The organism is Pseudomonas tremae (assembly GCF_023278125.1).
GTDB classification, from domain to species: domain Bacteria; phylum Pseudomonadota; class Gammaproteobacteria; order Pseudomonadales; family Pseudomonadaceae; genus Aquipseudomonas; species Aquipseudomonas tremae.
Genome location: NZ_CP066270.1, coordinates 2,680,350 through 2,699,321, shown reverse-complemented (window position 1 = coordinate 2,699,321; position 18,972 = coordinate 2,680,350). Strand labels below are relative to the sequence as shown.

Below are 18,972 nucleotides of genomic sequence, written 5' to 3'. Positions count from 1 at the left end.
TTCATGCGCAAGACCTCGCTGCACGCCCTTCTCAAGCTCGCTGCTCTGGCTGTTGCCATTCCTGCTGCCGCCTCGGCGCTAGCCGATGACGTACAAGTTGCCGTAGCGGCAAATTTCACCGCACCTCTCCAGGCCATCGCTACAGATTTCGAGAAAGATACCGGCCACAAGCTCGTCGTCTCTTCAGGCGCCACGGGCCAGATCTATGCGCAAATAAAAAATGGCGCGCCGTTCGAAGTCTTTTTGTCGGCCGACGACGCCACCCCGGCCAGGCTCGAGCAGGAAGGCGATATTGTCAAAGGCTCGCGCTTCACCTACGCGGTAGGCACGCTGGCACTGTGGTCGCCCAAAGAAGGTTATGTCGATAGCGAGGGTAATGTGCTGAAGGCCAATCAATATCAGCACTTGTCCATTGCCAATCCGAAAACAGCACCTTACGGCCTGGCGGCGACGCAGGTACTGGCGAAGCTGGAGCTGACTGACGCAACCAAAGCAAAGATCGTCGAAGGTCAAAGCATCACCCAGGCCTATCAGTTCGTTTCCACCGGCAACGCAGAATTGGGCTTTGTGGCCCTGTCGCAGGTTTACAAGGACGGCAAACTGACTGGCGGTTCGGCGTGGATCGTGCCTGATTCGCTGCATGACCCGATCAGACAGGACGCTGTGATTCTCGTCAAAGGCAAGGACAACGCCGCAGCCAAAGCGCTGGTTGCGTACCTGAAGGGTCCAAAAGCTGCTGCGATCATCAAGTCGTTCGGGTACCAGCTGTAAATGCCGCTGGGAAGTGCTGACATCGCCGCTATATGGCTGACAGTGAAGCTGGCGTCGCTGACCACGGTCATCCTGCTGATCATCGGGACGCCGATTGCGCTGTGGCTGGCGCGCACCGATTCGTGGCTCAAGGGACCGATCGGTGCAGTTGTTGCGCTGCCACTGGTGCTGCCACCTACCGTCATCGGTTTTTATCTGCTGTTGCTGCTCGGCCCAAACGGTGCAATCGGTCAACTGACCCTGGGTCTTGGCCTCGGGACGCTGACATTCAGCTTTGCCGGGCTGGTGATCGGTTCGGTGCTGTACTCGATGCCCTTCGTCGTGCAACCTCTACAAAACGCCTTCGCAGCAATCGGTACACGCCCTCTGGAGGTCGCCGCCACTCTGCGTGCCAGCCCTTGGGATACGTTCTTCCATGTAACCCTGCCGCTCGCAAAGCCGGGCTTCATCACTGCTGCGATTCTGGGCTTTGCTCACACAATCGGTGAATTTGGCGTGGTGCTGATGATCGGCGGCAACATTCCGGAGAAGACGCGGGTGGTATCGGTGCAGATATTCGATCATGTCGAGTCAATGGAGTACCTGCAGGCCCACTGGCTGGCTGGCGTGATGCTGGCATTTTCCTTTCTGGTTCTGCTCCTGCTCTATTCGAGCGGCAGATCCAAAGCGGGATGGAGCTGAGCCATGGTGTCGCCCATTGAAGTGCGCCTGAAAATGACCTACCCCGACTTCACCGTAAACACTGAGCTGACGTTGCCTGGCTCGGGCATTACTGCATTGTTCGGCCCGTCCGGCTCGGGCAAGACCACCTGCCTGCGCTGCATCGCCGGGCTGGAGAAAGCAGAACAAGGGTTTATCCGTGTTCACGACGAGGTCTGGCAGGACAGTGCCAACGGTATTTTCCTCGCCCCGCACAAGCGCGCAATTGGCTACGTGTTTCAGGAAGCCAGCCTGTTTGCGCATCTGTCGGTCCGCGCCAATCTGGAATTCGGCATGCAGCGCATTCCGCGCCAGCAACGCCGCATCGGATTGCAGCAGGCGACCGAGCTGCTCGGCATTGATCACCTGCTGGCACGCCGCCCCGACACATTGTCCGGAGGCGAGCGGCAACGGGTGGGCATCGCCCGTGCCTTGTTGACCAGCCCTCGCCTTATGCTGCTTGATGAGCCGCTGGCAGCGCTGGATGCCAAACGTAAAAGTGAAATCCTGCCCTACCTGGAGCGCTTGCATCGGGAGCTGGACATTCCCATGCTGTATGTCAGCCATGCTCAGGATGAAGTCGCACGCCTGGCCGATCATCTTGTGCTGCTTGAGTCTGGCAAGGTACTGGCCAGCGGTCCGATCAAGGAAACGCTGGCGCGGCTGGACCTGCCACTGGCCATGGGCAACGACGCAGGGGTAGTCATCGATGGGACGGTAACGGCCTACGATCGTCATTATCAACTGCTCACCATGACGCTTCCCGGCAGCGAGCTTGGCATGCGCGTCGCCCACGCCGAAGTACCGATCGGCACGCTGCTGCGCATCAAGGTGCAGGCGCGGGATGTCAGCCTCAACCTGCAACCTGACGAGCACAGCAGCATTCTCAACAGGCTGCCGGTAGCAGTGACAGCAGAAATGCTTGCCGACAATTCGGCGCATGTACTGGTAAGGCTGGACGCTGGCGGCACCCCCTTGCTGGCGCGCATCACTCGCTATTCACGAGACCAATTGAACCTGCACCAAGGCCAGCAGCTGTGGGCGCAGATAAAGGCAGTCGCGGTACTGGCGTAATAAATCGAAAAATCACCGGGCGTGAAATACACGGCACCACCGTCAACGGTCGCGGTCAGTCTTTTTAACTGCCTCTGGAATTTAGCCATGCCTGACTCGACTGCCATCAGCCAGCCTGCCAGTGACCTGCATTACGTAGACGACACTCAGCCCGGCCTTACCCGCAAGATACTGCGCGGTAAATTTGCTTACTTCGACACCAAGGGCCAACGCATCAAGGACGAGTCAGAGATCAAGCGCATCAACGCTTTGGCGATTCCGCCCGCCTACACCGATGTGTGGATCTGCGCCGACCCGATGGGTCACTTGCAGGCCACTGGCCGCGACGCTCGAGGGCGCAAACAGTATCGCTACCATCCACGCTGGCGGGAGATTCGTGATCAGGACAAGTACTCACGTCTGATCGAGTTCGGCCATGCTCTGCCAAAAGTGCGCAAGCAGATTGAAGCGCAACTTGCCCAGCCGGGCATGGGCCGGGAAAAAGTCATGGCAACGGTGATTTCCTTGCTTGACGCCACGTTGATTCGCATCGGCAACAGTCAATACGCGAAGGAAAACCGTTCTTACGGCCTCACTACGTTGCGCAACAAGCATGTGGAGGTCAAAGGCGGCCAGATCCTCTTTGAGTTCCGCGGCAAGAGCGGCGTCGAGCACAAAGTCAGCGTGAAAGACCGGCGTCTGGCCGGTGTCATCAAGCGCTGCATGGAACTGCCGGGGCAGAACCTGTTCCAGTACCTGGACGACGACGGGATGCGCCATGCCGTGACGTCATCCGACATCAACGCCTACCTGCAAAGCCTGACCGGTTCCGATTTCACCGCCAAGGACTACCGGACCTGGGCGGCCAGTGCGCTGGCTCTTGCCACTTTGCAAAAGCTGCATTGGGAGCCGGAAGCGGACGCCAAAAGGCACATCGTGGATATGGTCAAAGCCGTCTCCAAACAACTGGGCAATACGCCGGCTATTTGTCGCAAGTGCTACATCCACCCGGCCGTGCTGGAAGGCTTCCTGCTCGGCAACCTCGCTAAACTCCCCCGCTCCCGACAGAAAAAGGGCATGAGGCTCGAAGAAGTCGCGCTGGCCAGCTACTTGCGAATCCTGGCGGATAAAGTCGAAGAGGTAGTGAAGGAAGGCAAAGCCTGAGCAGCATGAACCCGGCTACTCAGCGTTTGCTTCAGCATTTTTTGTAGCCTTATGATTTGCCAAGCATTTCTGACAGACGGGAAAGCGGCATCCTGTGGCACTTACAGTGCTTTCAAGCTTGCTTCATGGGGGCCGGGTGTATATATTCCCTGCTCTTGGCGCTACCGCCCCGATGGCGAAATTGGTAGACGCAAGGGACTTAAAATCCCTCGTCCTTTGGACGTGCCGGTTCGAACCCGGCTCGGGGCACCACTTATAGATCAAGGGCTTACGCGCTTTATGTGCGTAGGCCCTTTTTGTTTAGATTGCCGCAATTTTATATTCTTGCCGCAATTATTGTTCTAGCCCCTCTCCGGCGTCCTGCCGACGAACACCACTCCCCAAACCCGAATCACTCATTACACACACAAATTAAAATCACCCATCGACCACGTCCAAGACTTGCAGCCATGCCCCCTCCAAGGACCCTACTCCTGACCTTGTTCCAATCATGAGCGTGACTAATGCTTTATTGAAATCAATTCGTTTTTGTTCTCGTAGGCACCCGGCTTAAAATCCACGCACACCTTCACTCAGAAGGATAACGACTGCCGAGTAAATAAACAGCTGTCGATCAAATCTATAAGAGGCAAGGAGCCCACTCAGGTTTCACCTCAAAAACAGGGTGACACACCAGGATGACTAAAGAACCCACATTTTCTATCAAGCGAACTCGTTTTGATGAGGATTATTCACCGTCAGACACCACGCGCATTACAACTAACTTTGCGAACCTGGCCAGAGGGGAAAGCCGCCAGGAAAATCTACGTAACACCTTGACGATGATTGACAATCGCTTCAATGCCTTGGCGCACTGGGACAACCCCAAAGGAGATCGTTATACGGTCGAACTGGACATTGTTTCTGCGGAAATGAATATTGCCGCTGGAGACAATCACCCTGCTATCCCGTTGATGGAAGTTTTAAAAACAACGATCATTGATCGAAAAATTGACGCACAAATTAACGGGGTTGTAGGCAACAACTTTTCCTCTTACGTACGGGACTATGACTTCAGTGTCCGATTGCTGGAGCACAGCAAGAGTCAGGCCGGGCTGAGTACGCCAGAAGGTTTCGGAGACCTGCACGGCAAGCTATTCAAATGCTTCGTCAATTCAAGCAGCTACCGCGCTAATTTCGACAAACCGCCTGTTATCTGCCTGAGCGTATCAAGCTCCAGGACCTATCACCGGACCGAAAATCAGCACCCTGTGTTGGGATTTGAATATCAGCAGGACGAATACTCTTTGACGGATGAGTATTTCAAGAAGATGGGCTTAAAGGTTCGCTATTTCATGCCTCCGAATAGCGTTGCACCTTTGGCTTTTTATTTTTCAGGCGACTTGCTTGGTGAATACACCAATCTTGAGCTTATTAGCATCATCAGCACAATGGACACCTTCCAGAAAATTTACCGACCTGAGATCTATAACGCAAACTCAGTGGCAGGAAAACGCTATCAGCCTAGCTTGAAAAACCAGGATTACTCATTGACTCGAATTGTCTATGACCGCGAGGAACGTAGTCAGCTGGCTATTGAACAAGGCAAATTTGCTGAAGAACACTTTATCAAACCTTACCAGGCCGTTCTTGATCAATGGTTCGCTGACTGCGCGCTTTGAACTATTAAAAACCAAGGCTATTTTAATGAAAAAACTGTTGCCCACCTCCACTGCAGGTAGCTTGCCTAAACCTTCCTGGCTTGCACAGCCCGAGGCGCTCTGGTCGCCTTGGAAATTGCATGGCGAAGAACTGGTTGAAGGTAAGCAGGACGCGTTGCGTTTATCGCTGCAAGAACAACAACTGGCCAATATTGATATCGTTAGCGATGGTGAACAAACACGCCAGCATTTTGTAACTACGTTTATCGAGCATCTCGAAGGCGTTGACTTTGAAAAGCGCGAGACCGTCAGAATTCGTGACCGCTATGATGCGAGCGTGCCAACGGTTGTAGGTGCTGTTGCTCGCCGAAAGCCAGTTTTTGTTGAAGACGCAAAATTTTTACGTCAGCAAACCGCGCAGCCTATCAAGTGGGCCCTGCCAGGGCCAATGACGATGATTGATACTCTCTACGACGCTCATTATAAAGATCGTGAAAAACTGGCTTGGGAGTTTGCCAAAATCCTCAACCAGGAGGCTAAAGAACTTGAGGCCGCCGGAGTGGATATCATTCAGTTTGATGAGCCTGCATTTAATGTGTTTTTTGATGAAGTGAATGACTGGGGAGTTGCTACGTTAGAGAAGGCAGTTGAAGGGCTCAAATGTGAAACTGCCGTACATATTTGCTATGGTTACGGCATCAAGGCGAATACCGACTGGAAGAAAACGTTAGGCTCAGAGTGGCGGCAGTACGAAGAGGCTTTTCCCAGACTGCAAACGTCCAGTATCGACATCATCTCTCTGGAATGCCACAACTCTCGCGTCCCTATGGATCTGATTGAGCTCATTCGGGGCAAGAAAGTTATGGTGGGGGCCATTGATGTGGCAAGCCATACCATTGAGACGCCTGAGGAAGTCGCCAACACCCTGAGACAGGCACTTCAATTCGTCGATGCCGATAAACTCTATCCGTGCACCAACTGCGGCATGGCGCCCCTCCCTCGTCATGTCGCCAGCGGCAAGCTGCGCGCGTTAAGTGCAGGCGCAGACATCGTCCGAAAAGAACTCTTGAACCTGTGATTCGCGGAATGTTGCCGTGAGCAACATGCGCTCCGCGCAAAATCGTGCCTATAGCAACACTTATAGATCAAGGGCTCACTGGGCAACGCGCTCGGTGAGCCCTTTCTTTAGCATTCTGCAAAAAGAGTCGTGATCCGGGGGATCTCAGTCACTGTCGGCATCGTCAAGCGTGTTCTCAAGTGCAATGGTCCGCAAATCTTTAACTTTATCGATACTTTTCTCAGGAAAGGATCGAACTACACCCCGTGGATCATTGATTCTCACCCGGCCATGCTCATCAATTATGAACTGTAAATCCTCAATATGGAGGTTGTGGGTTCTCAGCTTGAATATGATCTCATCACAGTCAGACAGCACATTTTTATTGAAAGCCAAATCACGTGGCATGCAGGTGCGACCATGAATGATATCCCCGGAGTCCAGGGCGTTGTGAACATAGTCTTTCGAGATACCCACCTTGCCATCGTAAGTCACCAAAGCATGCGCATCCACGACAGGAAAGCCGAGTTTTTTTAAATACCGGGTCGCTTCCAGTTCTTTTAAAGCATATTCCCGCTCAGGAACAGTTCCTGTCGTACCGGGCCGAATCAGACAGACGCAGTGCCTTGGGTCTTGTCGAGGGTGATAAACGTCTTTCTGGCTTCCACTGCCGAGACTCTCACCCAAGGAGGGAATCAATTTGCGCTCTGAAGATGCCTCGAAGCCCGGGATGGTTTGAATACTTCTAAGGAAGGCGGTACGGGAAACGCTTGTCATAATATTCACCACTGTATCTTAAGGTATTGATTTGCTGGATCCGCAACTACCATTCCAGCCGTAACGATACGGTGCAGTCAGTGGGCACCTGGATGAATCAGGTTCCCGTTTTTCAGATTTCTCGCTGATAGCAGGCTCAAAGTGGCACCACGCGCTTAACCGGCTTAGAAGGACGTTGTCGGCGGTCTAATGGGCCAGCGAGTATCACGCAAGATAGCCAGAAATTCTTGGCACCTAGACCCTTGATCCGGACACCAAGACTTTCCGAGAACGGGTGCGCGGCAGCTTTACGCTAATGCGGTCGCCCCGAGCAAGTTCCTGTACATGTGCCAGGGGAGCGCATCAAATCGTCAAGCTGTCCGTCGTAACTAAAACAGACCTTACGCCCCAACAGACCTTACGCCCCAAAATCGACATCAAACGCTTGGTAAAAGGCTTTATCAGTTTCGGCAATGATCCAGGCGAGAAGAATGACATGGTGCCCGTGTAGTGGTCAACTGATCCCGGACACGACGTTAAGTTTTTTCTCGTACTGAGCGGGTGCCAGTCCATTATTGAACTGGTGTGGCCGAACCCAGTTGTAGCGATGCATCAGATAATGACTGATATCCCGCTGTGCCTCTTGGGCCGTCATGTAGCCCACGGCGGGTATCCACTCGGTTTTCAAGCTGCGGAATACACGCTCCATCGGCGAGTTGTCGTAGCAATTACCTCGGCGACTCATGCTCTGGCGCATGCGGTATCGCCAAAGCCGCTGGCGAAACTGTCGGCTCCCATATTGGGAGCCCTGATCTGAGTGAAACAGCAGGCCCTGAGGCTTGCCGCGTTGCTCATAAGCCATGTCCAGCGCCTTGATGACCAAGTCCGTGTCCGGTTTGTTTGAAAACGCCCAGCCCACCACCCGACGCGCATAAAGATCCATAACCACCGCCAGGTAATGCCATTTTCCTTGCGCCCAGATGTAGGTGATGTCGCCACACCAAACCTGATTGGGCGCGGGTACATCGAACTGCCGATTCAAAATGTTCGGAATGTCAGGCCTCTCCACTGTTGCTTTTTTATAAGCATGAGCGCCAGGTTGCTTGCTGATTAATCCCAGTTCCCGCATCAGGCCACGTACCTTGAACCGGCCAATTTGCTCGCCATCTTCCTGCAATACCGAAACGATACTGCGGCTGCCAGCAGCGCTTCGACTTTGCCCGAACAGCTCATTGACTCGACTGAGTAAACGAACCCGCTCGGTGTCTGGAGCCCGACGCCGCTGGCAATGGTCGTAGTAGCACGAGCGAGGTGTCTCGAACATCTCGCACAGCAATTCGATCGGCTCATGGGCACCTAGCTGATCGATCAGCGCAAGCGCTCGTGTTCTTCCGACATCAAGAGCGCGGTAGCCTTTTTTAAAATGGATTTCTCCCGCTCAAGACGAGCGATGCGCGCTTCCAGCTCCTGAATTTTCTGCTGCTCGGGCGTCAGGGCTTTGCTCTGAGGCGTCACGCCATTGCGCTCCTGCTGGAGCTGGCTAACCCAGCGACGCAGCGCAGACTCGACCACTCCAAGCGAGCGAGAAGCTTCGACATGGCTATAACCTTGATCGAGCACGAGGCCTGCGGCCTCACGTTTGAATTCAGCGGAGAAGGTACGGCGTTGCTTGGTCATCAGACACCTCTATATCTGGCGATATTCTCGCCTAAATGAGTGTCCGGAATCATTAGACCACTACACCGTGCTTATCATCAGGCAGTGTTACTGATGAAGTCTTTTTCGGCTGTAGCTCGTCCCTGTGCTCACTGAAAGGACTCAAATCAGAAACATCACTCCACATTAACCCGTCTTGCGAGTTAGCGTTGAAGTGGTTATCAGACACGTAGTTCTTCCCCTTGAAGTCAGCTCGGGTAAGAGGTGTACTTTCATCCCAGCCCTCTTTAGTAATAAACCACCGGTAGCCGCGCGTCAAATGTTCAGCGTGATACACCCATTCAATTTTAAATTCGGCTCCTCTGGTGACGCTCAAGCGAGGCCACTTATCGGCATAACCTTTACCGTTTTTCTTTATTTCTTCAATAATCCCGTTATCCGTAAGGTTTACACGTGCCCACCTACCACTATTCCCGCCACTGAGTATAAGCCCGTCTGCTGGGGGATCAGTAAGCGTAGAAGTTAAGTCGACAGGTACATCGACACGAGGGAAATCGTGTGCGTAACCATAGGTCAGGTCGGGAAAGTTTTTGCCTCCTTCCATGGAGACCACTTCCCATTCCAGTAGCAGCTCTTTCTCCATGGCATAAGAACCACGGGATGCTGGGCTTATTACCCTGCCGTGCCTGGGGCGCGCGGTATCAGATTCATTCATTTCCATACCCTCAGTTGTCGAATCAGGCATGCCTTGCCTGTTGCACAATTGAGTACTTACTTTCGTAAAGCGGATAGCTAGCAGTTCAACCAGTAGATTTTTCGGTGGAAATATGAGGTGCATAGCGCCTCGCCAAAAGTCGCAGGCTCTTTTTACCACTGCCTGGTGCTACCGGCCAGGCAACAGCGTTCACTTTCGCCGCCCAATAAAAAACCCCGCAGACGTTAATCTACGGGGCTTTGAATAGTGGAGGCCGAGGTCGGAATCGAACCGGCCTAGGCGGATTTGCAATCCGGCCATGAAGCACAATCAGGCTGCGGCCTGTGGCGATATTTGGTTCCGAAATAGAAGCAAAAAAAGTCCTCTGGAGGCCCCGTGGAATGCGGACTCTACTTTTTATTTCGGAACTGATTTTCCCCCTTCCCGGCGTCCTGCCGACGAACACCACTCCCCAAACCTGAATGACCTAGGTTTTGTACGAAAAGTCGGTAGGGGGGTAGAATTGCCGCCATGATTGGCTGGAGGCTCTCATGGCAAAGCGTTACGAACTCTCCGACGCATCGTGGGAATTGATCAAGGATCTGGTTTCCCCCGAGCAGAAAATGGGTCGCCCACGTAGTGATGATCGTCTGGTACTCCACGGAATCCTTTGGATTTTGTGCTCAGGTGCTGCCTGGCGTGATCTGCCGGAACGCTTTGGGCCTTGGTCGACGGTGTATCAGCGTTTTCGTGACTGGCGCGATGACGGTACGTTCGAGCGAATACTGGAGCGCTTGCACATTCGACTCAACCAGGAAGGGCTGATCGATCTGGACACCTGGATGATCGACTCCACGGCGGTACGTGCAACCCGAGCCTCTTCAGGCGCCGGGAAAAAGGGGGGCCTGAAGAACCGCTAGACCATGCTCTGGGACGCAGTCGAGGCGGCCTGACAACCAGGATTCATATGGTTTGCGACGCTAATGGCGTGCCATTGCGCTTCATGCTTTCACCGGGACAAGTCAGCGATATCGCACACGCCCAGCCGTTGCTGGATCAGGTGCGCATTCCCGGTAAGCCGGGGCGACCACGAAAGCGCAGTAGATGGTTACTGGCTGACAAAGGTTATGACGCAGAACACCTGCGTTACTACTGCGACCGTTACCGAATACAGCCTGTGATCCCGCTACGCGCCATGCCACGCAAACCCCGACCTGGCTTGCCCCGACTCTTTGATCGTCCAAAGTATCGGCAGCGCAACATCATTGAGCGGATGTTTGGCTGGCTAAAAGAGAACCGCCGAATCGGCAATCGCTACGACAAGCTGGCCAAGAGCTACGCAGCCATGGTCACGCTGGCCTGCAGCCTACGTTGTATGCGGCAATACTTTTCGTACAAAACCTAAAAACTGTATACCCATACAGTAATTGAGAATCACTCATCATGAACATCGACTACGCCGAAGACTGACCTTTCTGCCCCACGGAGGAGCAGATGCTCAAGCAACATGCGCACTTGGTCTCAGAAGAGAACAGGCTGCTGCGCGATGAAGTAGACCGATATCGGAGACATTTCACCAAGCTGATCAACATGCACAACGACGCAGCGCTCGAGCGTGACAAACTCAGGGTCAAGCTGAGAGACGCAGAAAGCCGGATATCCGACCCCTGCGCGACGCTTGTGACTCATGGAAAACTATCAACTCCCAGAAGTACGTCATCGACCAGTATCGTGAAGTTATGAGAGTTGCAGGTATCGGCCCGGAAAGATGGGGTGGCCAAGATAGGTGAGCCCCTGAAGTATTGGATCCAAGTTAGGGCTGGAACCATTTTAACCTCTGTGACCACTGATTTGTCATTCAATAAGCCGCAGAGGTGCAAAATGCAAGTCGGACTCAGTGTGACACGACATATCCCGTCCAGTAACGAAGCGCATTCGGTTAAGGCACGTGCCCTTCGTTCCTCAGGGAGAGGAGCGAATGGGATGTTGGTATGCCTGTGCAAGAATGGTTGGGCATACCGTTGAGGCAGGACCTCGACTAGGATTGCCAGAACTCTAAAGTCCGCGTTCCGGCCACGCCCAGCTCCAGGATTTCTCTGATGTGGAGCAGTTCATCCAGAACGAAGGTTTATCTAGGGTAGACCTACCCGCCAACAGGGAATTTTCACACGAAGAACTAGGGGAACTTCTCTACAGGCATGGCCCAATTATTTTTGGGTGGCAGACTCCAAGTAACAGTTGGCATATGTCAATTCTTACAGGTGTCGATCCAGCTTCCTCTAAGATAATCTTCCACGATCCTCGTCATGGACCTAACTTTATGACGCCAATTAGCGAATTCAACCAACGTCTAGCGTGGCAGGTCCCACACGCAATGCTCTATCGGTAAGTCGCCCTATGGATTTGTCAAAAGTCAGACCGCAACAACTAACCGCTGTGATAAACACTGTGCTAAAGAGGGTATATACCAATGGGAAACATCTGTGTAGGCGGGTCATCGATGGCCCATCAGGTGAACTCACCAGACCGGGTTAGCAACAACTCAGATGACCCAAATCACGTTACCCCCGATCAATTCCTGAGCGTCAGACACCAATTGGTGGACTCTTCTGGCCTGACTAGAGAGCAGAATTACTTCATTAATCATCGAGGTTCTTTAAGTCTGCGAAGTAGCCACAACAATCTCTACGAACGTACTCAACGTATGCTTGATAGGGCGACTATACAGCATAGATTTATGTCAGGACTTTCAGTACTCTCTCTAGGATCGCAACCCCATGAAGACGTTGCCAAAATGCGTGAATATATATCTGAATGGAGTAACATGCGCATATCTGTGCAAAATGAAATGAACGCTAATTCAGACTCTTCAGAGAGTTACGCTCAGATTACAAACCCAGACGGGCTTGATCGCCAGTACATTCTGAGACCTAGCCCTTACGGAAATCGGTAATAACCTCAGGCATTGTGCGACTTCAGAAAGCAAGTCGTACACTGCCTGTATAGATGGCGAGACTTTGCTTAGTTTTTTACGAAATATGGTCGATAGGCAGATATAGGCTTGGAAGCTAAATCTCTCGAGTGTAGGCGCAGATCCCGAGCTTGTTTTGGAAGGAGTTAGACAATTCAAGAGTTAAGATCCGCCGTTCATACCTGAGGCCGTCCTAATGGAGCCATTCTTTAGATTTTACGAATCCCGAACTGTGCGACCTTGGCCATCGAGTTCTGCGCAATGCCAGCGGCCAGGTACAGCCCCATCCGTGAGGTGATCACCGTTTCAGTCAGATCAACCGTACCGCGCTGCGTCTCCAGCTGCCCGGAGAAGCTTGCCGGCATGGTGAACGGCTCTTGGTACTTGTCCATCGAGCGGAAGTAAAAGGTGGTCGAGGCACCGCCGACCGACTTGGTGATGGTCAACTCAGCTTCCCACGCGAGTATCCCACGCGACTCCCCCGCGATCTCCACCGCCGACACCATTTCGATAACGTCACCGGCGGCCAGGTTGGTATTGGTGACGTTCACAGTTGGCTGCACGTAGATGTAGCCGCCCGCCGCCGCCATGTTGCCGCCTAGCTCGACGCACTGCGCTTCGCCATAAGCAGCAGGCTCCTTGAACCAGCGCGTGGTGATCCCGGTCAGGGCAGAGCCCACGGCTTTGTAGCCGTCCGCCAGCACCGAACCAGCCACGGCATTCACGGCAGCCGGTAGCGTCCCGCCAGTGCCAGCCAGCAGAGGATTGGCATTCAGGCAGCCGAACGGGCGAATGGCCGAGTAAATGTCGCCAGCGTCCGTTGGTAGCGGGATGCCAGGAAATTCGAAGTTGGCGGTGATGATCGGCACCACTCGCGAACTGATGAAATCGGCACCGAGGATGTTCGGGTGCAGGCCTTCCACGGTCATGGCCTCGGTGAAGCCGTCCCAAATGTTCACCACAGGTACGAACTGGCTGACGTAATTCAGCACCCAGTCTTTGTAGGCGATCGCATCGGTCAGGGCCTGCCCGGTCAGAGCACGGCTGCCGAAGCGCGGCGTACCAGTGCCGACGATCAGGTACTTGTCAGGCGTGTTCAGGAACGCGGTGACGATCTTCATCACGTTGGCTTTCGTATCGGCGAGGCTCATACCCGCCGTGGTGCTGTCGTTGGTGCGTGACAGCAGCAGCCACAGGTCAGCCGTAGACGAGGCAATGCAGGCCGGTAGCCTGGCCAGGAACTGCCCGGTGTGGTCGCCGAGCTTGCCTTGATCGTCCAGGTAGCTGGGAAACAGGCCGGTGCGCGTCGCGATCATGCCGGCATAGCCATAGGCCTCAGTGCCGAACGCGGTCGCCGCGATGATGTGGCAATTGCCCGAGAAGCTATCGCCGAGCAGGCCCAGGCCGCGTCGGATCGGCTGGCGCTGAGGGACGGGATTTACCAGAAGGCTCATGCGTATACCTCAAACGCAACGCCAGCAGCGGGCACGATGCGGATCGTCGCCGGCGGAAAGCTCAACTGATAGGCACCGTCTTTCCAAAACGTGTCGGTGTTGATCCAGCTGTCAGCAGCCTGGATCTGGACTGACACCGAACCGCCGTTCGCCTTAACTGCCAGCGTGACTTTCCTAGTGCGGTCGTAGGTTCTTGTTTGATCGATGTCTGCATTTTGCCTCCAAAGTACATAAAAATAAGGCGCGAAGCCTTAGAAAAAGCCCCCAAACGCAGACGGCTCCCAATTCATTATTACGAGCTCTCTACTGACCACGCTCTTGCCTTGTCGCTGATTCGAAGTGGTGTAGCGAATATCCACCTGCTCAAAATGGAAGCCGTCGAAAACCTTCCTGATGTCCGGGTGATCGTTGATGCTCACCATCACCTTTCCTTTACATCTCCGCATGAAGTCGGCCATTCGCTCGTAGTTTTCGAACGGGAAATCCACGCCATAGCCAGCGGTTTTCCAATACGGGGGGCTCCATGTAGTGAAAGGTGTGGGCACGGTCGTAACGCTCGGCGCAGTCCAGCCAAGGAAGGTTTTCGACATACGTGCCAGAAAGCCTCTGCCAAGCGGCGGACAGGTTTTCCTCGATCCTCAGCAGATTTATGGCAGGACCAGTTGTCGCGGTCCCGAATGTCTGGCCAGTAACTTTGCCTGCGAAGGCGTGATGCTGGAGATAGAAAAATCGGGCGGCTCGCTGAATATCGGTGAGAGTTTCAGGGCGGGTCGTTTTTTGCCATTCGAACACTTGCCTGGAGCTAAGCGCCCATTTGAACTGGCGTACAAATTCTTCGAGATGGTTTTGCACCACCCGGTACAAGCTAACCAGCTCGCCGTGGATGTCGTTCAGAACTTCAACAGGGGCGGCCTGAGGTCGCATGAAGTACAGCGCGGCTCCACCAGCGAAAACTTCGACATAGCATTCATGTGGCGGGAAAAGGGGGATAAGCCGGTCGGCGAGGCGGCGCTTGCCGCCCATACAGGGAATAATTGGAATTCCAATTCAAGGATATCAGGCCGAAAGCCGCGTCCGAGATCTCCGATATCGCAGACGCCAGCTTGTTGCTGGGCCACTCCAAACAGGAGATAACGAAGCGTGTTTACCGCCGGATCGGCGCCGTCGCGCAGCCCTCAAAGTGACAAAGTTTCGGAACTCCACCCCTCAAAGTTTCGGAACCTCTCACTTTCCAGCAGCCAATAAAAAACCCCGCAGACGTTAATCTACGGGGCTTTAAATAGTGGAGGCCGAGGTCGGAATCGAACCGGCGTAGGCGGATTTGCAATCCGCTGCATAACCATTTTGCTACTCGGCCTCATACGTCGAATGCTCTACTGCAACATCAACGCTTTTGAACTGCATGGGAAACCACTATTTCTTTGGCTTCCAACCCATTGAATCTTAAGGGTTTTTTTCAATTCCTCGTTCAGGAATGGACGCAATTCTCTACTGGTTCGGATGCCATGTCAAGAACGAGGAGAAAATAATTCACCTGACAGGCATCCTTACTGCCCACTTTCGTGGCTAGAGATCTCGGGCGGTGTACGGCTGAAAGAAGCCTGAGCCTATCCACTGCGGGGTCTTTTCTGTGGTCAGTGGCTCTGCGCGCTGATAGCTGCGTGCGTTTTTCGAGTAGCCTTTGTGATCGTATTCGGCCATGAACGGGTATGGAAAGACCTTGCGCGTGCGGCCACGGTTTGCGAGGTTGTCGTTGATCAGAAACGTCGGCAGCGGCTGTTGCGTCCGAGGCCGGCCCTTGGCGGTGTTGCCAGACCTGGCCTGCCGGGCGACGATTGCATCCGGTGCATAGCCACTTTCGACCCAGGCCATCATCGGTGTGAGCAGATCGACCACGCTCGGCCCTTCCCCGCTGCCACAGTGATAGACGCCAGGCAACATGTACAAGCGTTCGAAGGTCTCGGTGCGAGTCTTGCCCATCTTTGCCTCGACGGCCTCATGATAAGCCAGAGTATTGAGTGGCGAGATATTCGGGTCGGCCCAGCCGTGCCAAAGGATCAGCTTGCCGCCTTGATTTGCAAAAGGAGACAGGTCCGGGTTGGTGGCGTCATATAGAGAATGCAGCGGGCGCAGTTTATCAAACGTACTTTTGTCAAAGCTCAACGTATTCAGATCAACGTCCGAAACGGGGTTTTTCTCGAACACAAGATTGCGGATTGCCTCCTTCGCCGCTTTTTGGCTGTAGACAGTCTGGTCGGCCGTGACTGGCACGAATACGCCGGCCCAAGCCAGTTCAGAACCAGGCTGCGGGCCACCGAGGGTCAACCGCTCGCCACTGGCAGGATCCCTTGGGCCGCCATAGAAGCGTCTGACCGCAGCCACTTCCGGCTCGCTGAGGCAGTTGCCGGTGTTCGTAGATGTCTTGCACTGCAACACCGCCGGGTCGAAGTCACAGATACGTGGGTCAGAGACGAGCCCGTCGATCTGCCCGTCCAGCACATCACACTTGGCCAGTACCGCGCTGTGCAGCAGCGGCAACTTTGCAGCCAACAGAATCGGTTTGCCATCAGGCCCGGTATTGGATCGGGCCATCCAGCCGTGATACAGCGTTTTCTGGACCTGAAAGTTCAATGCAGGCGCTCCGGCGATAATGCCGTTGAAGTCGTCCGGGTAGCGCTGGGCCTCGATCAAAGCTTCGCGCCCGCCATCGGAACACCCCGAGAAATAGGCATATTCCGGTTTTTGGCCATAGAAAGCAGTCATCAGTTTTTTGGAGGCCAGCGCTGTCAGGTGAACGCCACGATGGGCGAAATCAGCTCGTTTCTGCGGATCATCGCCGAATGTCGCATCGGATGCCTGATGACCCATATCGGTTGACGCCACCGCAAACGCTCCTGTCCTCAGCGGTTTGCAGCCCTCTGCGACGCGCACTGTTGTGCTTATATTGCCGCATAGCCCACCGCACCCGACCTGCAGGTAGCGCTGCGCCCACGTGTTGATGGGCAACTCCAGCCTGAAACCAATCTCCGGCGCCAGCCGGCCTTCTACCGCACAGACGGCGACGCCCTCACGGGTGGACTCGCCGGCCGACACCACGCTGCTGCCGTGCCCGCCGATATCGTCGAGTACCACGCGAGTCAGTGCAGAACAGCCCATGATCGGTTTGATCACCGGCAGCCTGGCAACCTTGTCAGCGGAGCCTGCTGGAAGCGGTTTGGCCTGAACCTGAAAGATGGCCGAACCGGTCAACAGGATCAGGGCGCAGACGCACTTCGGTAAGCTTGGTTTCATGAGAACTCCTGTTCATGAAGAATCAAAAACCGCAGCGCGCGTCATCAATGACCGCACTGTCGGTAAGGGTAAAACGTTTAAGTACCCGAGAAATTCAAAGACTAGTAGAGAAATCATCAGAGTTGCTCCAGACGTCTGCAGCAGTGCCGAGCGATTCGCTGGAAACAAGACACGGTCTGTGGGTGGACTAATACGCAGCCAACGGGAACAGTCCTGCTGCAGGCAGGACCAGACTCGAGAACTTGATGAAGTGGGTTACACGCTGGAGTTGTGAGTGTCCACGCTGCGCCGAGCACTGAGAATCGGACGCGGAACGTCCAGAACTGCGCTCCCACGCGGAGCGCGGGAACGAGTATCAAAATGCGTCAGGCAGTCTCCGCATGGCGGTTGCGATTCAGCGCAGCGAGGTCGCGAAACGCAGCTCCCGGATGACCCGCTTTCAGACGTGGCCCTTCGCCAAACAACTTCTCGCGCAAGGTGCCTTTGGCGTACTCGGTTTTATAAACCCCGCGCTTCTGTAATTCCGGCACCAGAAGGTCGACCGCATCGACGAACGTTTCATGGGTCAGCGCATAAGCGAGGTTGAAGCCATCGACATCTGTCTCTTCAACCCACTCCTGCAACAGATCGGCCACGGTTTCCGGACTGCCGACAAACAACGGGCCGAAACCGCCTATACCCACCCAATCGGCCAGCGCGCGAGGCGTCCAGACAGTGTTCGGGTCAGCGGTGGAGAAGGTCTCGACAGCCGACTGGATGGCATTGGTGTGCACGTGCCGCAAGGGCTCATCCGGCCTGAACTGGCTGAAGTCGATGCCGGTCCAGCCGGAAATCAACGCCATGGCCCCTTCATAACTGACCCAGCTCTTGTACTCCTCGAATTTGGCTTTCGCTTTGGCGTCTGTCTCACCCAGGATCACGGTCTGCAAGTTGAATATCAGCACGCTGGAAGGGTCTCGACCAGCCTCGGCAGTACGACGGCGAATATCGGCGACGGTCTTTTTCAGCAGCACTTTGGAAGGCGCTGCCACGAAAACACACTCGGCATGCTCGGCGGCAAACTGCTTGCCCCGGCTTGACGCGCCGGCCTGATAAAGCACAGGCGTGCGTTGCGGTGAAGGTTCGCAGAGGTGGATGCCAGGCACCTGAAAGTGTTTACCGACATGGCGAATCTCGTGGATTTTACTCGGGTCGCTGAACACTCGCCGTTCCCGGTCGCGCAGGATTGCACCGTCTTCCCAACTGCCCTCCCACAGCTTGTAGCAAACCTGCAGATACTCCTCGGCATAGTCGTAACGCGCATCGTGCTCGGTCAGAGTCTTCTGGCCCAGATTCTTAGCGCCACTTTCCAGGTAGGACGTGACGATGTTCCAGCCTGCCCGCCCCTTGGTCAGATGATCCAGCGTCGACAGGCGCCTGGCGAACGGATACGGGTGTTCGAACGACAACGATGCGGTCAACCCGAACCCCAGGTGCTCGGTGACCAGCGCCATGGGCGGAATCAACTGCAACGGGTCATTGACCGGCACCTGCGTGGCCTGACGGATCGCCGCTTCACCGTTACCACGATAGACATCGTAGATACCCAGCACGTCGGCGATGAACAGGCCGTCGAACTTGCCGCGTTCAAGAATTTTCGCCAGGTCAGTCCAGTATTCCAGATCCTTGTACTGCCACGAGCGGTCACGCGGATGCGCCCAAAGCCCTGGCGACTGGTGGCCGACACAATTCATGTCGAAGGCATTGAGGCGTATTTGACGAGGCAT

At 54.6% G+C, this 18,972-nt stretch carries 16 protein-coding genes, 2 tRNA genes and 4 pseudogenes; 12 read left to right on the top strand and 10 right to left on the bottom strand.

The window, feature by feature from the left end:
* Positions 1 to 3: 3 nt before the first annotated feature.
* The 7 genes from modA (at position 4) to I9H09_RS12265 (ending at position 6,405) form a co-directional block, all read left to right on the top strand.
* A complete protein-coding gene (gene modA, locus I9H09_RS12295; protein ID WP_122313291.1) occupies positions 4 to 771 on the top strand; it encodes a molybdate ABC transporter substrate-binding protein in 768 nt (255 codons plus the stop codon).
* Positions 772 to 1,452: a molybdate ABC transporter permease subunit gene (gene modB, locus I9H09_RS12290; protein WP_122313292.1), complete on the top strand. Its 681-nt coding sequence runs from the start codon at positions 772 to 774 to the stop codon at positions 1,450 to 1,452. It begins immediately after the preceding gene.
* 3 nt (positions 1,453 to 1,455) lie between these two features.
* Positions 1,456 to 2,544: a molybdenum ABC transporter ATP-binding protein gene (gene modC / locus I9H09_RS12285; protein ID WP_122313293.1), complete on the top strand. Its 1,089-nt coding sequence runs from the start codon at positions 1,456 to 1,458 to the stop codon at positions 2,542 to 2,544.
* Between the two features lie 87 nt (positions 2,545 to 2,631).
* Entirely contained in the window at positions 2,632 to 3,687 is a 1,056-nt protein-coding gene (locus I9H09_RS12280) for a DNA topoisomerase IB (protein ID WP_122313294.1), read from the top strand.
* A gap of 166 nt (positions 3,688 to 3,853) precedes the next feature.
* Positions 3,854 to 3,939 (top strand) — tRNA-Leu (locus I9H09_RS12275).
* 425 nt (positions 3,940 to 4,364) lie between these two features.
* The gene (locus I9H09_RS12270) at positions 4,365 to 5,348 is read left to right on the top strand and encodes a DUF1852 domain-containing protein (RefSeq protein ID WP_122325302.1); all 984 of its coding nucleotides are present in this window, start codon (positions 4,365 to 4,367) and stop codon (positions 5,346 to 5,348) included.
* Positions 5,349 to 5,373: 25 nt separating this feature from the next.
* Positions 5,374 to 6,405 (top strand): methionine synthase, encoded by a 1,032-nt coding sequence (locus I9H09_RS12265; RefSeq protein WP_122313315.1) that lies wholly within the window; start codon positions 5,374 to 5,376, stop codon positions 6,403 to 6,405.
* Between the two features lie 144 nt (positions 6,406 to 6,549).
* Here I9H09_RS12265 and hopBF1 read toward each other — a convergent pair whose 3' ends face one another.
* The 4 genes and pseudogenes from hopBF1 to I9H09_RS12245 all read right to left on the bottom strand — a co-directional run bounded on the left by hopBF1 (position 6,550) and on the right by I9H09_RS12245 (position 9,541).
* Positions 6,550 to 7,161, bottom strand: a complete 612-nt coding sequence (hopBF1, locus tag I9H09_RS12260) for a T3SS effector protein kinase HopBF1 (RefSeq protein WP_122313316.1) — start codon at positions 7,159 to 7,161, stop codon at positions 6,550 to 6,552.
* 397 nt (positions 7,162 to 7,558) lie between these two features.
* A pseudogene (locus tag I9H09_RS12255) lies at positions 7,559 to 7,648 on the bottom strand (chitin-binding protein); the annotation flags it as partial.
* Positions 7,649 to 7,654: 6 nt separating this feature from the next.
* A protein-coding gene (locus tag I9H09_RS12250; protein WP_248972607.1) for an IS3 family transposase occupies positions 7,655 to 8,817 on the bottom strand; the annotation gives its coding sequence in 2 pieces (ribosomal slippage) (positions 7,655 to 8,562 and positions 8,562 to 8,817; 1,164 coding nt in all).
* 52 nt (positions 8,818 to 8,869) lie between these two features.
* Complete coding sequence (locus tag I9H09_RS12245; protein ID WP_236502646.1) at positions 8,870 to 9,541, bottom strand: lytic polysaccharide monooxygenase; 672 nt, start codon at positions 9,539 to 9,541, stop codon at positions 8,870 to 8,872.
* 500 nt (positions 9,542 to 10,041) lie between these two features.
* Here I9H09_RS12245 and I9H09_RS12240 point away from each other — a divergent pair.
* From I9H09_RS12240 to I9H09_RS27170, 4 genes and pseudogenes are all read left to right on the top strand, one after another.
* A protein-coding gene (locus I9H09_RS12240; RefSeq protein ID WP_191867770.1) for an IS5 family transposase occupies positions 10,042 to 10,895 on the top strand; the annotation gives its coding sequence in 2 pieces (ribosomal slippage) (positions 10,042 to 10,384 and positions 10,384 to 10,895; 855 coding nt in all).
* A gap of 89 nt (positions 10,896 to 10,984) precedes the next feature.
* Positions 10,985 to 11,280 (top strand): annotated as a pseudogene (locus tag I9H09_RS12235) (hypothetical protein).
* 311 nt (positions 11,281 to 11,591) lie between these two features.
* On the top strand, positions 11,592 to 11,879 hold the full coding sequence (locus tag I9H09_RS12230) for a papain-like cysteine protease family protein (RefSeq protein WP_248972606.1): 288 nt from the start codon (positions 11,592 to 11,594) through the stop codon (positions 11,877 to 11,879).
* 81 nt (positions 11,880 to 11,960) lie between these two features.
* The gene (locus I9H09_RS27170) at positions 11,961 to 12,443 is read left to right on the top strand and encodes a hypothetical protein (protein ID WP_005892600.1); all 483 of its coding nucleotides are present in this window, start codon (positions 11,961 to 11,963) and stop codon (positions 12,441 to 12,443) included.
* A 227-nt stretch (positions 12,444 to 12,670) separates the two neighbouring features.
* Here the strand turns inward: I9H09_RS27170 and I9H09_RS12225 are convergent, their stop codons facing one another.
* The 3 genes and pseudogenes from I9H09_RS12225 to I9H09_RS12215 all read right to left on the bottom strand — a co-directional run bounded on the left by I9H09_RS12225 (position 12,671) and on the right by I9H09_RS12215 (position 14,962).
* On the bottom strand, positions 12,671 to 13,915 hold the full coding sequence (locus I9H09_RS12225; protein WP_122347765.1) for an SGNH/GDSL hydrolase family protein: 1,245 nt from the start codon (positions 13,913 to 13,915) through the stop codon (positions 12,671 to 12,673).
* A complete protein-coding gene (locus I9H09_RS12220; protein ID WP_032618818.1) occupies positions 13,912 to 14,121 on the bottom strand; it encodes a hypothetical protein in 210 nt (69 codons plus the stop codon). Before I9H09_RS12220 ends, I9H09_RS12225 begins: the two co-directional genes overlap by 4 nt.
* Before the next feature lie 45 nt (positions 14,122 to 14,166).
* Positions 14,167 to 14,962: pseudogene (locus I9H09_RS12215) on the bottom strand (DNA adenine methylase).
* Between I9H09_RS12215 and I9H09_RS12210 the strand changes: the two are divergent.
* Positions 14,953 to 15,099 (top strand): annotated as a pseudogene (locus tag I9H09_RS12210) (integrase); the annotation flags it as partial. The pseudogenes I9H09_RS12215 and I9H09_RS12210 sit on opposite strands and share 10 nt — an antisense overlap.
* Before the next feature lie 99 nt (positions 15,100 to 15,198).
* Here the strand turns inward: I9H09_RS12210 and I9H09_RS12205 are convergent.
* From I9H09_RS12205 to I9H09_RS12195, 3 genes are all read right to left on the bottom strand, one after another.
* Positions 15,199 to 15,272: transfer RNA gene (locus I9H09_RS12205), tRNA-Cys, on the bottom strand.
* A 209-nt stretch (positions 15,273 to 15,481) separates the two neighbouring features.
* Entirely contained in the window at positions 15,482 to 17,206 is a 1,725-nt protein-coding gene (locus I9H09_RS12200; protein WP_122347764.1) for a tannase/feruloyl esterase family alpha/beta hydrolase, read from the bottom strand.
* 365 nt (positions 17,207 to 17,571) lie between these two features.
* Positions 17,572 to 18,972, bottom strand: a complete 1,401-nt coding sequence (locus I9H09_RS12195) for an LLM class flavin-dependent oxidoreductase (RefSeq protein ID WP_122324130.1) — start codon at positions 18,970 to 18,972, stop codon at positions 17,572 to 17,574.

Coding starts and splice junctions, on each gene's coding strand:
- modA (WP_122313291.1), top strand. CDS start 4: ATGCGCAAGACCTCGCTGCACGCCCTTCTCAAGCTCGCTGCTCTGGCT.
- modB (WP_122313292.1), top strand. CDS start 772: ATGCCGCTGGGAAGTGCTGACATCGCCGCTATATGGCTGACAGTGAAG.
- modC (WP_122313293.1), top strand. CDS start 1,456: ATGGTGTCGCCCATTGAAGTGCGCCTGAAAATGACCTACCCCGACTTC.
- I9H09_RS12280 (WP_122313294.1), top strand. CDS start 2,632: ATGCCTGACTCGACTGCCATCAGCCAGCCTGCCAGTGACCTGCATTAC.
- I9H09_RS12270 (WP_122325302.1), top strand. CDS start 4,365: ATGACTAAAGAACCCACATTTTCTATCAAGCGAACTCGTTTTGATGAG.
- I9H09_RS12265 (WP_122313315.1), top strand. CDS start 5,374: ATGAAAAAACTGTTGCCCACCTCCACTGCAGGTAGCTTGCCTAAACCT.
- hopBF1 (WP_122313316.1), bottom strand. CDS start 7,161: ATGACAAGCGTTTCCCGTACCGCCTTCCTTAGAAGTATTCAAACCATC.
- I9H09_RS12245 (WP_236502646.1), bottom strand. CDS start 9,541: ATGCCTGATTCGACAACTGAGGGTATGGAAATGAATGAATCTGATACC.
- I9H09_RS27170 (WP_005892600.1), top strand. CDS start 11,961: ATGGGAAACATCTGTGTAGGCGGGTCATCGATGGCCCATCAGGTGAAC.
- I9H09_RS12225 (WP_122347765.1), bottom strand. CDS start 13,915: ATGAGCCTTCTGGTAAATCCCGTCCCTCAGCGCCAGCCGATCCGACGC.
- I9H09_RS12200 (WP_122347764.1), bottom strand. CDS start 17,206: ATGAAACCAAGCTTACCGAAGTGCGTCTGCGCCCTGATCCTGTTGACC.
- I9H09_RS12195 (WP_122324130.1), bottom strand. CDS start 18,972: ATGCCTCGTCAAATACGCCTCAATGCCTTCGACATGAATTGTGTCGGC.